This window comes from Niallia sp. FSL K6-0212 (genome assembly GCF_038007605.1).
Taxonomy (GTDB): Bacteria; Bacillota; Bacilli; order Bacillales; family Cytobacillaceae; genus Niallia; species Niallia circulans.
The window spans coordinates 3,262,269-3,277,626 of sequence record NZ_JBBOXL010000001.1 but is presented as its reverse complement, the minus strand read 5'-3'; the positions used below and the strand labels follow the sequence as shown (position 1 = coordinate 3,277,626).

Here is a 15,358-nt window from a genome sequence, read left to right as displayed (position 1 = left end):
CATCCTATGCGGGATAGGAGTCTAGTGTGCGATAATTTTTAAAGACGATAAGTAATGCTTAAATCTACTTCATTGTATGTAAAACTTGGGTAAGTGTGCCGATATTAGCGTATTTTCTAGACATCTATCCTACTTTTTATCGATTCTTAAAAAAAATTTCCAATATTTCTTTTTTTAATGAAAGAACCTTACCATTCAGCTCTTTTTTAAGCTTTAAAAAAAAATATGCGTTTGTATTAATACATTCGCGGATACAGCTTGTTCTAATCTCTATATACTGTAGTATACGGTAAGGGGGTGAGGAAGTTGGCAGGGTTATTTAATAAAAACGATCAGTTTGATTTTAAATTCAATGTTAATGGTAAAGAGGTTACTGGTGAGGACGGAGCTAAATACGCACAAGAATTAATTACTAAATTATCTTCAGAAATGGGTGGATTAGTCCAAAAGTTAACCAAAGGTGTTTCTGAGAATGTAGCTGGAACTACAATGGATGCGATGAAGGAGAAAGTTGCAAGTGCGGTTGATTTAGATTCAATTAAAGAAAAAGTAAAACCACATCTTAATCCAGAAACGCTAAAAAGTATAGTAAGTGAAGACACCCTAAGCAAGCTGCAAGAGAAATTACCTGTCATTGATGCTTCAAATGATGATGGGAACCTTAAATTAAATGTTAACGGCAAGCCTATTTTTTCACTAGATCTTTCAGATTTCATCAAAAAATAAGTAAAGAATCTTTTCTTGAAAGGAGGTGAAGTCAAATGTTGTCTAAATGCACATCTGATTGTCACGAAGGTAAGGGTACTGGCCTTGCTGGTACTGATGTTACTGCTAAAGGTAAAGGCATTGGAAACAAAGGAGCAGAACTTCGCGGATTCACTAATGCTACTCAAGGAAACGGTAACCTAGCTAACCAATTTTCTGCTGCTGGTGCTGCTGGTGGTGCTGCTGTAGGTGTTAACTTATTAAACTTCTTTGTTGGTGGTATTTTAGTTAATGCTAACGTTGCTGGTGCTGCTACTGCTGTATCTTACAACGAAAATAGCCCTGAAATGGTGAATGAAGGTTAATCACCTTTAAGATAATCACTCCTATAAGAGATAAGCATATAATAAAGGGCAACATCTTCTTGATGATTGCCCTTTTCTTTTTACATACCTAATAAAAGGAGGCTAAAGAATGGCTAAAGAAAAAAATATTGGGTTAACTGCCGAGAAATTAAAGGAGCTTGGAGTACCAGAGGAGCTTATCGATAAAATTCTAGAAACAGGGGGACCTTCTGTTAACACACATGCGGAAGGAGGAAATGGCGGAAGTGCCGTCAGTCTAACTTATGTAGACAATTACTCTGTCTTATTTCTTGTGTATACATTTCTATTGCAAACAGTTAATAACGGAAATGCAAAAGACAAAGAAACGAAGCAGCTTAATAAAGCATTGCTTTCGACCTTGCAAACAGCTATGAAGGAACAACAGGAATATCGGAAAGCATTCTTACGGGCGATCAATATTTTAAATAATCAAAACAAGTAAAAACCAAGCAAAAATATGCTTGGTTTTCATTTATATGTTTACATTGTATTTACCAAAACTGCCAGCGGTACTCTTGAGGATGTTTTTACCCTCTTTCCGCTTGTTTCGGAGAATCTCAGTGTTTTATTGTTCTTTCGTCTTCTCATTAGAAGAAAGAATTTCTGTTTCTACTGTTTCCGCGATCGTTTTTGTTACCATTTGCAGCATATCATTGACAATTTCTTGTGATTCTTTAAATTCACTGACGATTGGCAGTTCATCAATTTCTTTTTGTAAGGCATCAATTTTTGCTTCAGTATCTTTTAAAGCAGCAATTTTGCCATAGTGCTGAAGATTAACTGCTTGTTTTTGCAGCTTTTTAATCTGGGCAATTCGATCATTTACTTTTTGGTTTTGATTGATTTGTTTTTCGGCACGTTGGTAAAATTCCACTTCTTCTGTCTCACGAATCATTTTGGCAAGCTGCTCTGTTCGTTCAATAATTTCTTCTCGTGTGAATTTCGCCATTAGTTTGCCTCAACAGCTTCTGCTTCTAATACCTCAATCATTTCTCCGTTTAATGACCATGTTTTTGCATCGGTAATTTTCACAGAAACAAGTTTGCCAATTGCCGATTTTGGTCCAACAAAGTTTACTAGCTTGTTTTTACGTGTATAACCAGCAAGCACATCTGGGTTATTCTTGCTTTCTCCTTCTACAAGAACCTCTACCGTTTGGCCTTGATAATTCTTCATGGAATTAGCAGAATACTCATTAACTAAAGCATTTAGGCGCTGTAGGCGTTCCTTTTTAACTTCCATCGGAACATTATCTTTCATTCGTGCTGCAGGTGTTCCTTCACGTGGAGAATAGATGAATGTATAAGCTGCTTCAAAACCAACCTCTTTATAAAGAGATAATGTTTCTTCAAATTGCTCATCTGTTTCATTTGGATAACCAACAATAATATCTGTTGTAAGAGTTAAATTAGGAATAGCCGCTTTCATTTTGCGAACTAATTCTAAATACTGCTCTCTTGTATATTTACGTGCCATAATTTTTAACACATCAGATGAACCAGACTGAACTGGTAAGTGAATATGTTCCACTAGGTTACCGCCTTTAGCAAGCACTTCAATTAAATGATCATCGAAATCACGTGGGTGACTTGTTGTAAAACGAACACGCGGAATATCAATTTTGCGCATTTCTTCCATTAAATCTCCGAAACGGAAATCGATATCTGTGAAATCTTTTCCATAGGCGTTTACGTTTTGACCAAGCAAAGTAATTTCTTTATACCCTTGTGCAGCTAAATGACGCACTTCTTGAATAATATCCTCTGGACGGCGGCTTCGCTCTTTTCCGCGAGTATATGGAACAATACAATAGGTACAAAATTTGTCGCAGCCATACATAATGTTTACCCATGCTTTAATTTTTCCATTACGTACTTTAGGAAGGTTCTCGATTACATCCCCTTCTTTAGACCAAACTTCTACGACCATTTCTTTTGACATATATGCTTCATGAAGAATATTTGGTAAACGGTGAATATTATGTGTACCAAATATCATATCTACTTGTGTGTATGTTTTTAAGATTTTGTTTACGACAGATTCTTCTTGTGACATACATCCACAAACACCTATTAAAAGGTCCGGCTTTTCCGTTTTTAAATGTTTTAAATGCCCTAATTCACCAAATACTTTATTTTCGGCATTTTCACGAATCGCACAAGTATTAAGAAGAATAACATTGGCGTCATTGACTGAATCTGTTGCTTCATAGCCTAAAGCTAAGAAAATCCCTGCCATTACTTCTGTGTCATGTTCATTCATTTGACAGCCATATGTACGAATGTAGAATTTACGTCCTTCACCCATTCCGCGGAATTGTTCGGAAATAGAGAAATCCTTTTCATAACGAACTTCTTCTTTTCCTCGTCTTTTGGCATCTTTTAAGGAAGGCGCTTTATATACTGTTTCGAAATATTTGCTATAATCCTTTTCGGATTTTTTGTCCGAAGAATTATTGCTTCCGATTTGTTGTCCTTCTAAACGTTGGTTTTCGTTCATTTCATCTACTCCTCTCTTATCGATGATTTTTATTTCATCCATAAGTTTGTTAAAATACATGTTTAGGCTTCTTATTGATTGGTGTTTCCTTCTCTCCACCCATCAGAGTGAATTGATTAAAGCTGCTTAGACAAGAAAAACATCCATCCATATAATAGCTGCTGTTTCATATGTACTATTCTTTATAGACATATTTTCATTATTCTAGTATAAGCCTTTCATCTTTTGAAAACAATAGCAACGTTTTAAAGATATCATTCTACTATTTTCTTATTGTTTAACTAGAAAGAGACTTTCACCCTCCTCCTCAAAAAGAAGCTGAATGATTTCCTTTATTTCGGAAACCTTTTTGCCATATTCGTATATAAGAATTTTTCTACTTGCGTACTTGTATAATATCTTGTTAGCTCATTTATTAGATTAGGATAATCAGCAGTAGAGGCTAGACCTTTTACCGTTTGGTCGATTCCATCGAAATCGGAACCAAAACCGACATGATCCTCTCCTCCAAGCGAACAAATATAATCAAGATGGCGCAGAATATCTGTAATAGTGGCTGAATTTGTTCCACTTAAAAACTGCGGTACAAAAGTAATTCCGATTACACTGTCTGCTTCTACCATTGCTTTAATTTGATCGTCACGTAAATTACGAGGATGTGGACAAAGATTATATGTATTCGAATGTGATGCATATGGATGATCAGCATGCTCCATAATATCCCAGAAAGCATTTTCCGATAAGTGGGAAACATCTACCCAAATCGATTGTTTATTCAAAAGCTTCACTGTTTCTCTCCCGAATAAAGATAAACCTGCACCTCTGGGTTCTAGTGCTCCATCCGCAACAGCATTCGCATAGTTCCAAGTAAGCCCTACTGCTGAAACACCTAATCGAAGCAATGTTTTTAATTTTAGCAGATCTCCTCCAATTGCATCACAGCCTTCCAATGTTAGGAGTGCACCAATTTCTCCATCTTTTAATTCATTTATATCTTTTTGTGAGCGTATAAATTTTAAATCTGAATTCGGCTGTAAGATTTTTTCATAAAAGATATTTGTCATCGATAAAGCTGCTTCAAACCGCATATCAGGATGGACAGATTCTGGAACATAAATAGCAAAGCATTGAATTTTTGCTCCCCCTTTTTGTAAATCTCTCTTCGTCACATGAAGTTTGTTACTATTCTGAAAATTCATTGTTTTATCCATAAACATTTTAAATAATACGTCACAATGTCCATCGAAGTAATTCAAACCATTCACTCCCATACAAAGATGTTCTTTTTATGTAAATCTTGATGGCTATTCCTATCCCTCAAGATATCAATTGACTATAGTTATAAAAAAAGGATGCCTCACTCATTTGGTTTACTCTCCACAGTTTCAAGTAATAGCTTAGGAAAAAGTTTATTCTTCAACTTAATCCTTACTGCGGGGCCTAAACCGTATTGAGGAGACATCCCCCTTCCTTTTTGAAGGTTGCTCTATTCAGGTCCAAAAAGATCAGAGAACACAAACAAGCATACCAATCAGAGAAGGGTTACAGCGAAACTATGATCAGAGAAGATTTTTTCTTCTCCAACTCATCATAGTTAATCATTCAGTACTAAATAGACAGCTGACTTCAAACCTGCTTCTGCGAATATCAAGAAGTTCTGCAAGTTCTGCCGCTTTCCTCTTACTGTCCATTAAGATCAGAATAAATGGAAAAGCATGTAATTACATGCTTTTCTACTTTTTATCAAATCTTGTTTTCTCTTTATCTAGGCTCCACAATGAGCTTGATGGCTGTTCGTTCCTCACCGTCAATGACGATATCAGTGAAGGCAGGGATACAGATTAAATCCACTCCGCTAGGTGCTACAAACCCTCTTGCGATAGCAACTGCTTTAACCGCTTGATTTAATGCACCTGCACCAATAGCTTGGATTTCTGCTCCACCTCTTTCACGTAGAACACCTGCAAGCGCACCAGCTACAGAATTGGGACTAGACTTTGCTGAAACCTTTAATATCTCCATTTCTAGCTCCTCCTTGTTTAACCCCCCCGCATGTTACATTAAGTAATAATGAACATATCAGGATATATATCATTCCAATGTTACTATATTCCAAGTTTCATACACATATTCCAGCTTGGACATAAAAAATTAGAAAATATTTGTTAATGCAAGAAGAGCTAGTTCTCCTAATCATCATCCATTTATTACGAGAAAAATGGATGATCATCATTGATCAATATACGTTCTATTTTCTTTGCTTTCCCAGTTTTTTTATCTACTTCGATTAGACAGCCGCTTAATTGTGCTCTCCCACTCTTCGGCGGCTCGAAGCGTGTTGGCAAATTGGTTAAGAAACGATTCAATACTAATTCCTTCTGCATCCCAAGAATCGCGTCATATGGTCCTGTCATTCCAACATCTGCCATAAAGGCTGTTCCATTTGGAAGAATACGGTTATCGGCTGTTTGCACATGCGTATGTGTTCCCACAACCGCTGTTACTTTCCCATCTAAATACCATCCCATTGCTTGCTTTTCACTTGTCGCCTCTCCGTGGAAATCAACAAAAATAATATCGGTGCGTTTTTTTGCTTCCTCAACTAAGCCATCAATCACGATAAATGGATCATCACTCGGATTCATAAATGTTCGGCCTTGTAAATTGATAACAGCTACTTCAATATCATTAATTTTAACAAATACCATGCCTTTTCCTGGATTATTTTCGGGAAAATTGGCAGGTCGTACTAAATATTTTGCCTGATCGATGAATTCAAATATTTCACGGTTATCCCATGTATGGTTTCCCATTGTTATTGCTTGAGCACCAATTTCCAGAAAGCTTCGATAGATTTTCTCGGTGATTCCTTTTCCGCCAGCAGCATTTTCGCCGTTTATAATCGTCATCTGAGGACGGTATTTCTCCTTCAGCTTTGGTACGTACTCTTTAATCATATCTCGGCCCATAGAGCCTACGACATCCCCAATAAATAAAATATGCATGTCTTTTTTCCTACTTTCTAATCTTCACTATGTAACAGTGTAACATATTATTGCTTGCGTTCCTAACTCGATTTTCCTTCTAAAAGCTTTTTGAAAATAATGTTGCCAAGCAATAAAAAAAACGGTGCAAACGCACCGTTTTTATTTTGCATATTCAACCGCTCTTGTTTCACGAATGACGGTTACTTTGATATGACCTGGATAATCTAATTCCTCTTCGATTTTCTTACGAATATCACGTGCTAATCGATGGGATTCTAAATCATCCACAAGATCAGGTTTCACCATGATTCGAATCTCACGACCTGCTTGAATAGCGAATGATTTCTCTACTCCATCATAAGACTCTGAAATTTCTTCAAGCTTCTCAAGTCGGCGAATATAGTTTTCTAATGTTTCTCTTCGCGCTCCTGGTCTTGCAGCTGAAAGTGCGTCAGCAGCAGCTACTAGTACAGCGATAATTGAAGTTGGTTCCGTATCACCATGATGGGATGCGATACTATTGATCACAACTGGATGTTCTTTATACTTGGTAGCAAGTTCGACACCAATTTCCACATGGCTTCCTTCTACTTCATGATCAATTGCTTTCCCTATATCATGAAGTAAGCCAGCTCTGCGGGCAAGAGTTTGATCCTCACCAAGTTCAGCAGCTAAAATTCCTGATAATTGTGCCACTTCCATACTGTGCTTTAATACATTTTGTCCATAGCTTGTACGGAATTTTAGACGGCCGAGAATTTTAATTAAATCTGGATGTAATCCATGAACTCCGACCTCAAACGTAGTTTGTTCTCCGATCTCACGAATATGTTCATCCACTTCTCGGCGAGCTTTATCAACCATTTCTTCAATACGAGCTGGATGAATACGTCCATCTTGGACGAGCTTATCTAACGCAAGTCTAGCAGTTTCACGTCTTATTGGATCAAAACCAGATAAAATTACTGCTTCTGGTGTATCATCAATAATTAAGTCAATTCCTGTTAATGTTTCAAGCGTTCGAATATTTCGTCCTTCACGGCCGATAATTCGCCCTTTCATTTCATCATTTGGAAGGTTAACAACGGAAACTGTAGTTTCTGCAACATGATCAGCTGCACAACGTTGGATTGCAAGTGACAAAATTTCTTTAGCCTTTTTATCTGCTTCTTCTTTCGCTCTAGTGTCACTTTCTTTAATCATTATCGCAATATCATGAGCAACTTCTTGCTCTGTACGCTCTAAAATGATGGACTTCGCCTCTTCTCGGGTTAATCCAGAAATGCGCTCTAGTTCTGTTTGCTGCTTGCGAACCATCTCGTCCACTTTGCTTTCCATCTCTTCCATATGCTGTTGTCTTTTATTAAGAGAATCGTCCCTCTTTTCTAACACTGATTCACGTTTATCTAACGCTTCTCCCTTGCGATCAAGATTTTCCTCTTTTTGCAATAAACGATTTTCTTGTTTTTGTAGTTCATTTCTTCGATCACGAACTTCTAGTTCTGCTTCACTACGAAGCTTGTGAATCTCATCCTTTGCTTCTAACAAAGCTTCTTTTTTCAATGCGTCTGCTTCACGCTTTGCATTCTCCATAATTTGTTCAGCAGTCAACGTTGCATTGCTAATTTTTGCATTAGCATTGGACTTTCGAATAAAATATACAACAAAGCCAACAACGGCAATAACGATTAGAATAAGCAAAATGGAGATGATTTTTATTAAATCCATCATTTTCACCTCCTCTTGCTATCAAATTGTGTTTGTTACGATTTTAAAAGTATTGGCTTAAAATGTTCCTTTTTTCAATCGAAATTTTCCCTAGTCTTATAAAAATGTTTTCTAGGTTTTCATACTTATAAAAATGTAAAATATACAATTCAATTGTATAGTTGTACCAATTTATTGTCAAGACTTTGAACTAGTAGGATTAACCTAATTCTCATTGGCTATCTCGTTATCATTTTCCTCTAACAATTGCTCTTTACTTCCTATATATGTATGAATTTCACCTTATTTAAAGCTAAAGCTAAATCTAACCTATCATCCGTATTATAGTCAGAAATTAAGCTTATTAAACCTGTGGAGACCTATATCCCACAGCCTCTTTCAAATACCTAAGTCGATTACAGAGTTTTTTTACTTTTCAGCTTACAAGATGGCCAATAATTGCGTGTTTTTGGATTAGTTAGCTTCAAGCACACGAATGGTATCGAAACATATACTTTTATAGAATAGTAACAAAAAAGATGGCAAACGGAAAAACCGTCTCCCATCTTTCTTAATGATTAATCGATTAATTCGAATTGTTCTTGGTCGTCATTATCAGGCTGTAATGTTACTTCTTTATCCAGCCCATAATGATCACGAATTTTCTTTTGAATCTCTAAGCGCATTTCTGGATTTTCTTTTAAGAATTGCTTCGCATTTTCACGGCCTTGGCCTAATCTTTCGTCATTGTAAGAATACCAAGCTCCACTTTTTTGAACAATATCAAGTTCTGAACCAAGGTCAATAATTTCTCCTTCTTTAGAGATACCTTCTCCATACATGATATCAACTTCCGCTACTTTGAAAGGTGGTGCTACTTTATTTTTTACCACTTTGATTTTTGTTTTGTTTCCTACCATATCTGTTCCTTGTTTTAACGTTTCAGCACGACGAACTTCTAGTCGGACAGATGAATAGAATTTTAGCGCACGACCACCAGGAGTTGTTTCAGGATTTCCGAACATTACTCCAACTTTTTCACGAATTTGGTTAATGAAAATAGCAATTGTTTTGGATTTATTAATAGCCCCAGATAACTTACGAAGCGCCTGTGACATTAAACGTGCTTGAAGTCCAACGTGAGAATCTCCCATTTCGCCTTCAATTTCTGCTTTTGGTACAAGTGCGGCTACAGAGTCAATAACTAAAATATCCACTGCCCCGCTTCGTACTAAGGCCTCCGCGATTTCTAATGCTTGTTCTCCGGTATCTGGTTGAGAAAGTAATAATTCATCAATATTAACGCCAAGCTTTTGTGCATAAACTGGATCCAATGCATGCTCTGCATCAATAAATGCTGCTTGTCCGCCATTTGCCTGAACCTCAGCAATAGCATGTAGCGCTACTGTTGTTTTACCTGAACTTTCAGGACCATAAATTTCCACAATACGACCTCTTGGATATCCACCAACACCTAGGGCTGCATCTAAAGCTAAAGATCCACTTGGACTAGTAGAAATGACTCTATCTGCTTGCTCTCCCAGCTTCATAATACTACCTTTACCAAATTGCTTTTCTATTTGTTTTAACGCCATTTCTAATGCAGCTTGACGATCACTCAAATACGTTCTCCTCCTTATATAAAAAATGAATCTCACTAATCATGATTCATTCGTTGTTTAAAAGATTATATACTTAATATACCTTTTTTCCTTTCATTTGTACAGTAAAAAATCGAACATTCATTCGTTTTTTTTATTTTCCAGCTGAAAGGAAGCTTTTAAGTAAAAGACACCCTACTATTTATCTTCTAACATTTTCAATAAGAAATATTGACCGTATCTCACACTTCGAACTCGATTACTTGCTCTTGTTCCACTTAATGCTAACTTCTCTACTTTTGTCGGCTCCCCGCTTTTAGCAATCCCAATATAAACGGTACCTACTGGGTTTCCTTCTAATTCATTTGGGCCTGCAACACCTGTGAAGCTTATCCCAATATCGGCATTTAATAAACGTGCCACATTCTCTGCAAGCTCTTTCGCACATTGCTCGCTTACCACACCATGTTCTTTAATCGTCGACTCTTTTACTTGCAGGATTTGATGCTTTACTTCATTTGTATAGCAAACAATTCCCCCTTTAAAAATATTCCCAGCACCTGGAATTCCTGTTATCTCCTGCTGAAACAGTCCTCCTGTCAGACTCTCTGCTGCTGCTACTGTTAAATTTTTCTTTAATAAAATATGGGAAAGCTCATTCATTAATGTAGTGTCCTCATATCCATAGAAAAATTCTCCTACGCGTGCGAATATTTCTTCTTCTGTTTTGGCAATCAATTTATCTGCTTCTTCTACAGAATCATGTTTACATGTGATACGTAATGTTACCTCTCCATCTCCTGCGAGCGGGGCAATAGTCGGATTAGTCTGGGCATCAATTAAGTCTTCTATTTTTGTTTCCAGCAGCGATTCTCCAATGCCGAAGAAGCGAAGCACGCGCGAAACGATGACATCTTTGCTTGTCATTTGCTTTTGTATAGCTGGAAATCCATATTTGACAAACATTGGCTGAATTTCTTTCGGTGGTCCTGGTAAAAGCATATAAAAACGATTGTCTTTTTTTAAAAACATCCCCGGTGCCATCCCATGGTCATTTGGAAGAACGTCGCTTCCCTCTAATACCAATGCTTGTTTTTTATTGTTTTCCGTCATAGTGCGTTTCGTTTTGACAAAATAGTCTTCAATGGAAGCTAAAGCTGTTTTATCAAAAACCAACTCTTTCCCTATATGCTTGGCAATCGTTTCTTTCGTTAAATCATCCTTTGTTGGACCTAATCCGCCGGAGAAAATAAGCAATTGCGCTCGATTTTCAGCGATTTTTATCGCTTCCTCTAAACGAGCTGCATTATCTCCAACTACTGTATGATAATAAACATTTACTCCTAAGTCGGCTAAATGCTTGGATATAAATTGAGCATTTGTATTAGCAATTTGTCCAAGTAATAATTCTGAGCCAACAGCAATAATCTCTGCATTCATGTAGTGCTCCCCCTTTTTGTCTGTTCATAAAGAAAGGACGTCTCTTTATAAAGCAATATTCGCTTGTCATAAATAGATGTCCTTATTTTTATTCCTCTATTTTATTTGGATGAAACAAAAGCCTGTTTGTTTTTTGCAAAATAATCCCAGCCAGACCAAATTGTAAAGATCAAAGCAACCCATAGTGCAAGCTTATCAAACGGCAGTGAGACAAGTTCAAAAATCATATTATGTAGTAAAAGGGCTGAAATCGCAACTATTTGAGCCCAAGTTTTAATTTTCCCAAGCATATTTGCTGCGACTACCTCTCCGCCGCCAGCTAATATTAAACGTAAACCGGTTACTGCGAATTCTCTGCTGATAATAACAATCGTAATCCATGCAGGTGCCATCTGCAATCCTACTAAAACAATTAATGCAGACGAAACTAATAATTTATCTGCTAAAGGATCTAAAAACTTCCCTAAATCGGTTACTAGATTATACTTTCTCGCAAAGTGTCCATCAATCCAATCCGTTGTCGATGCTAGAATAAAAATCAAGGCTCCGATAAAATGTGTCATCGGTAAGGTAACACCTAAAAATGTTAGTTCTCCCCATTGAAAGTCCACTAGCATGATGACTAGAAAGACGGGAATTAATAAAATTCTTGCTACGGTAATCTTATTTGGCAAATTCATCTTACATCCTCCATTACCATGACGTTAATCGTCACTTTCATTAAAAATAAATTAAAAACATTAGTATTATAACCTAATTACGATATAATAGCGAAAAATAGTCATCGAATCGATGACTATTCTTCTTTTATATTTTTAATAACAAGATCTTGTCTAGAGGATGAATCACCAAGCTCTAATTTTTCATCATTGACAAAAACATCAACTTGACTATTTCCAATTACAATACGTGCTTCTGTCTCTTTTGATAAATCTTCTTCGTGTGATTCAGCTCCACCCTTTTCAAGGATACCTTGGAAAAAAGAATAGTTTTTGCCATTTTGGATATCAACCCAAACTTTTCCTGTTGCTACAAGCTTAACAACAAACTTCTCAGCATTTTTCACTTCATATGTTGTCGTTCTTCCCGCTGTTTCTTTTTTGGTAATCTCTTGTTTTGGTGCCTCTTCTTCTACTTTCTTCTCTTCTTCTTCAACTACTTGTTCTTCCTCTTTATTAGCATCCTCATCAATTGCTTTTTCTTTTTCCTTTTTATTTAATGCATCTGATTTCATATAAACAGAATTCGGTTCCGTATCACTACTAGACTGTTTTTCTGGATTTGAATCTTTTGCATACACAAAATACCAAACCAGGAAAGCAACAGCCAATACAAGAATAGCAATAAGAATAGTTGGCAAGATATCAAATACTTTAGAAGTGGCTCCGTCTATTGCGCTTCTTGAATTTACTCTCGATAAATTTTGCGGTAACTCATCATTTACCGTTGTTGGTACCTCGGCTTTATACTCTTCAAATATTTCTTCTGGAACCAAATCTACTGCTTCTGCATATTGTTTGATAAATGCCCGTGTATAAAATTTACCTGGCATCATACTATAGTTACCTTCTTCAATGCCAACTAAATAACGGACTTGAATTTTGGTAATCTCTTGTAATTCTTCTAACGTTAGTCCTTTAGCTTCTCTAGCTTCTTTTAATCGATTTCCTAATTCACTCACAAGATAACACCTTCCAACTACTAAAAATCAAAACCCTCGAATTCACTTTCTAAGGCAAGAGTATTTTTTTTATGAACATCATAAAGAATCTCCTCGCCTGGCTCATGTCTTAGCTCAATAATATAATCAAAATCATCTAAAGTGTATTCTGTATTATGTACAAAGGCATCAGGATGTTCTACTACTTTTATACATGGCAGGCGCATCACTTCTCGAACAACCGCCCAATGTCGCTCATTAATCTGTTTAGAAGAAACAATTCCATCAATGATAAATAAATTGTTTTCATTATATTCTCCCTGCATTAAGGAATGGCGGATAGTCTGCTTTAGCAAAGTAGAACTTACTAAAAGCCATCTCTTATTTGCACAAACGCTTGCAGCTACTATGGACTCCGTTTTACCTACCCGCGGCATCCCTCTAATACCTATTAATTTATGGCCTTCTGTCTTAAATAATTCGGCCATAAAATCTACTAACAATCCTAGCTCATAACGAACAAAGCGAAATGTTTTTTTGTCATCTGCATCTCTCTGAATATAACGACCATGTCTAACTGCAAGTTTATCTCTTAAAGAAGGTTCTCTAAGCTTGATTACTTTTATTGTGTCCATTGTATAGAGAATAGATTCTAACCTTTTTATTTGTTCCTTATTTTTGGCTAACATTAATAAGCCACGCCGTCCATCGTCTACCCCATTAATGGTGATAATATTGATTGAAAGCATCCCTAGTAATGAGGAAATCTCCCCTAGTAGGCCAGGTCGGTTTTTTTGAATTTCGTATTCTAGATACCATTCCTTCTGTTCCAAAAAAATCCTCCTACAACTAGCAAGTGAAATTTTCTAGTCTTTTAACTTCTATCATATAGCAATAGTATAAATAATCAAGAAAAAAGGGGTCAAAATAGAAAAAAAGATGGACTTTTTATAGAAAGGGTGCATTCTAGGAAAATAAGGTATTCTTTTTTATCTAAAATCATTGGTTTCTGCTATTGTTACTTGATTTATTTGCAGGCAATTGCTTCTATTTGTTTCTTCCTTTATTTAAATGAACAGTGTGGAGATATACCTTTTTAATAGAGGAGCTTTTCTCCCTATTTCCTTTTCTATTTTGCTTTCTTGCTTTTGGTCAGACAGGATTCCCATCTATTAAGCATATCATCTTGATTAGAATATTTTTACATAACAAAAGAAAGAAGCTCGATAAATAGCTTTTCTATTTATCGAGCTTCTATGATTGCCACTAATAATTATTTTGTTCCGTTATTATGCACTAATTTTACCATCATATTTGCAATCGCATGCTGTTCTTTTTCATCTGCAACTGACCATAAATCGGATAAAATCTTTTCTTGTTCATTCTTAGGTTGAACTTGATTAGACAGATAATCTCCAATTTGAAAAGCAAGATCTCCTATTGCTTCCTGATTCATTCCCTCATTTTCAGCATGATGAAGACGATCTGCTAAAAAGTCTTTCCATTGATCCCAATTTTCTAAAATAGACATCATGAATTACTCCTTCCATTGCTTAAGTGAATTACATCATTATTTTGGTTTGTTCGATGAAATAATATGCATGAAAATCTTTTGGAAAAGCTATCTATACATGCCATCCCCCATTAAGTGAAAGGACTTGTCCTGTCATATAAGAAGATTTTTCCGATAATAGAAAGGCTACGCTTTCTGCTACTTCTTGCGGACTTCCTAATCTCCCCATCGGGATTTCCTCTGCCATCAACTGCATTTCTTCAGGCGAAAAAGATTGAAGCATGTTCGTTTCAATAGCGCCAGGAGCTACTGCATTCACTCGAATACCATTAAAGGCAACCTCTTTACTTAATGCCTTCACAAAGCTAATCTGGGCGCCCTTTACAGTTGAATAAGCAACTTCCATTGCTGCTCCTACTTGGCCCCATATACTGGTGATCACGATAATATTACCATATTGTCTAGAAAGCATTTTCGGTAATAATGCTTTTGTTATACACATTAATGAATGAACATGGACATTCCATAGGGCTTTCATTTCCCCTTCTTCCAAATCCGTCAATAAACCATATGTACTTATACCACTTGCGTGAACGATTCCATCTATTGTGAAAATACTTTCGAGAATTTTTTGATAGTCATTTTCTTGTTGTAAATCTGCTTGTATAGGTAAGTATTCTCCGCCATTCACTGCTAGAACTTCTAATAATTCCTTTATTGCTTTTTCATTTTGATGATAATGTAAGTAAAGAGAATAGCCTTCTTTTGCTAATTGTTTTGCAATTGCTTGTCCAATCCCACCAGATGCACCGGTAATTAAAATCCATTTCCCCATTTTTTTCTCACTCCATATACTTTTA

The 15,358-nt window shown here is 36.3% G+C and carries 16 protein-coding genes; 3 read left to right on the top strand and 13 right to left on the bottom strand.

The window, feature by feature from the left end; all coding sequences use genetic code 11:
• Window positions 1-306 precede the first annotated feature (306 nt).
• From MHH96_RS15420 to MHH96_RS15410, 3 genes are all read left to right on the top strand, one after another.
• Window positions 307-726, top strand: coding sequence for a hypothetical protein (locus MHH96_RS15420; RefSeq protein WP_047940077.1), 420 nt, complete (start codon window positions 307-309; stop codon window positions 724-726).
• A 35-nt stretch (window positions 727-761) separates the two neighbouring features.
• Entirely contained in the window at window positions 762-1,070 is a 309-nt protein-coding gene (locus tag MHH96_RS15415; protein ID WP_047940076.1) for a hypothetical protein, read from the top strand.
• A 109-nt stretch (window positions 1,071-1,179) separates the two neighbouring features.
• The gene (locus MHH96_RS15410; protein WP_047940075.1) at window positions 1,180-1,533 is read left to right on the top strand and encodes a hypothetical protein; all 354 of its coding nucleotides are present in this window, start codon (window positions 1,180-1,182) and stop codon (window positions 1,531-1,533) included.
• A 123-nt stretch (window positions 1,534-1,656) separates the two neighbouring features.
• Here MHH96_RS15410 and MHH96_RS15405 read toward each other — a convergent pair whose 3' ends face one another.
• The 13 genes from MHH96_RS15405 to ymfI form a co-directional block, all read right to left on the bottom strand.
• A complete protein-coding gene (locus MHH96_RS15405) occupies window positions 1,657-2,040 on the bottom strand; it encodes a RicAFT regulatory complex protein RicA family protein (RefSeq protein WP_047940074.1) in 384 nt (127 codons plus the stop codon).
• Window positions 2,040-3,590, bottom strand: coding sequence for a tRNA (N6-isopentenyl adenosine(37)-C2)-methylthiotransferase MiaB (gene miaB, locus MHH96_RS15400; protein WP_047940278.1), 1,551 nt, complete (start codon window positions 3,588-3,590; stop codon window positions 2,040-2,042). Before miaB ends, MHH96_RS15405 begins: the two co-directional genes overlap by 1 nt.
• Window positions 3,591-3,922: 332 nt before the next feature.
• Window positions 3,923-4,846, bottom strand: a complete 924-nt coding sequence (locus tag MHH96_RS15395) for a dipeptidase (protein WP_152679985.1) — start codon at window positions 4,844-4,846, stop codon at window positions 3,923-3,925.
• Between the two features lie 505 nt (window positions 4,847-5,351).
• A complete protein-coding gene (spoVS, locus tag MHH96_RS15390; protein WP_016201204.1) occupies window positions 5,352-5,612 on the bottom strand; it encodes a stage V sporulation protein SpoVS in 261 nt (86 codons plus the stop codon).
• Window positions 5,613-5,797: 185 nt separating this feature from the next.
• Window positions 5,798-6,595, bottom strand: a complete 798-nt coding sequence (locus MHH96_RS15385; RefSeq protein WP_047940072.1) for a TIGR00282 family metallophosphoesterase — start codon at window positions 6,593-6,595, stop codon at window positions 5,798-5,800.
• A 141-nt stretch (window positions 6,596-6,736) separates the two neighbouring features.
• The gene (gene rny / locus MHH96_RS15380; protein WP_047940071.1) at window positions 6,737-8,305 is read right to left on the bottom strand and encodes a ribonuclease Y; all 1,569 of its coding nucleotides are present in this window, start codon (window positions 8,303-8,305) and stop codon (window positions 6,737-6,739) included.
• 557 nt (window positions 8,306-8,862) lie between these two features.
• Window positions 8,863-9,906, bottom strand: coding sequence for a recombinase RecA (recA, locus tag MHH96_RS15375; RefSeq protein ID WP_047940070.1), 1,044 nt, complete (start codon window positions 9,904-9,906; stop codon window positions 8,863-8,865).
• 177 nt (window positions 9,907-10,083) lie between these two features.
• Window positions 10,084-11,325: a competence/damage-inducible protein A gene (locus tag MHH96_RS15370; RefSeq protein WP_144544228.1), complete on the bottom strand. Its 1,242-nt coding sequence runs from the start codon at window positions 11,323-11,325 to the stop codon at window positions 10,084-10,086.
• Window positions 11,326-11,426: 101 nt separating this feature from the next.
• Window positions 11,427-12,005, bottom strand: a complete 579-nt coding sequence (gene pgsA, locus MHH96_RS15365; protein WP_047940068.1) for a CDP-diacylglycerol--glycerol-3-phosphate 3-phosphatidyltransferase — start codon at window positions 12,003-12,005, stop codon at window positions 11,427-11,429.
• Between the two features lie 116 nt (window positions 12,006-12,121).
• Window positions 12,122-13,006, bottom strand: coding sequence for a helix-turn-helix domain-containing protein (locus MHH96_RS15360; RefSeq protein WP_047940067.1), 885 nt, complete (start codon window positions 13,004-13,006; stop codon window positions 12,122-12,124).
• Between the two features lie 20 nt (window positions 13,007-13,026).
• Window positions 13,027-13,818 (bottom strand): YmfK family protein, encoded by a 792-nt coding sequence (locus tag MHH96_RS15355; RefSeq protein WP_047940066.1) that lies wholly within the window; start codon window positions 13,816-13,818, stop codon window positions 13,027-13,029.
• A gap of 440 nt (window positions 13,819-14,258) precedes the next feature.
• On the bottom strand, window positions 14,259-14,516 hold the full coding sequence (locus tag MHH96_RS15350; protein WP_047940065.1) for a DUF3243 domain-containing protein: 258 nt from the start codon (window positions 14,514-14,516) through the stop codon (window positions 14,259-14,261).
• A gap of 94 nt (window positions 14,517-14,610) precedes the next feature.
• Window positions 14,611-15,333 carry an elongation factor P 5-aminopentanone reductase gene (gene ymfI, locus MHH96_RS15345; protein WP_047940064.1) on the bottom strand — a complete coding sequence of 241 codons (723 nt, stop codon included), beginning with the start codon at window positions 15,331-15,333 and terminating at the stop codon, window positions 14,611-14,613.
• Window positions 15,334-15,358: the final 25 nt, after the last annotated feature.

Coding starts and splice junctions, on each gene's coding strand:
- MHH96_RS15415 (WP_047940076.1), top strand. CDS start 762: ATGTTGTCTAAATGCACATCTGATTGTCACGAAGGTAAGGGTACTGGC.
- MHH96_RS15410 (WP_047940075.1), top strand. CDS start 1,180: ATGGCTAAAGAAAAAAATATTGGGTTAACTGCCGAGAAATTAAAGGAG.
- MHH96_RS15405 (WP_047940074.1), bottom strand. CDS start 2,040: ATGGCGAAATTCACACGAGAAGAAATTATTGAACGAACAGAGCAGCTT.
- miaB (WP_047940278.1), bottom strand. CDS start 3,590: ATGAACGAAAACCAACGTTTAGAAGGACAACAAATCGGAAGCAATAAT.
- spoVS (WP_016201204.1), bottom strand. CDS start 5,612: ATGGAGATATTAAAGGTTTCAGCAAAGTCTAGTCCCAATTCTGTAGCT.
- MHH96_RS15385 (WP_047940072.1), bottom strand. CDS start 6,595: ATGCATATTTTATTTATTGGGGATGTCGTAGGCTCTATGGGCCGAGAT.
- rny (WP_047940071.1), bottom strand. CDS start 8,305: ATGGATTTAATAAAAATCATCTCCATTTTGCTTATTCTAATCGTTATT.
- MHH96_RS15370 (WP_144544228.1), bottom strand. CDS start 11,325: ATGAATGCAGAGATTATTGCTGTTGGCTCAGAATTATTACTTGGACAA.
- pgsA (WP_047940068.1), bottom strand. CDS start 12,005: ATGAATTTGCCAAATAAGATTACCGTAGCAAGAATTTTATTAATTCCC.
- MHH96_RS15350 (WP_047940065.1), bottom strand. CDS start 14,516: ATGTCTATTTTAGAAAATTGGGATCAATGGAAAGACTTTTTAGCAGAT.
- ymfI (WP_047940064.1), bottom strand. CDS start 15,333: ATGGGGAAATGGATTTTAATTACCGGTGCATCTGGTGGGATTGGACAA.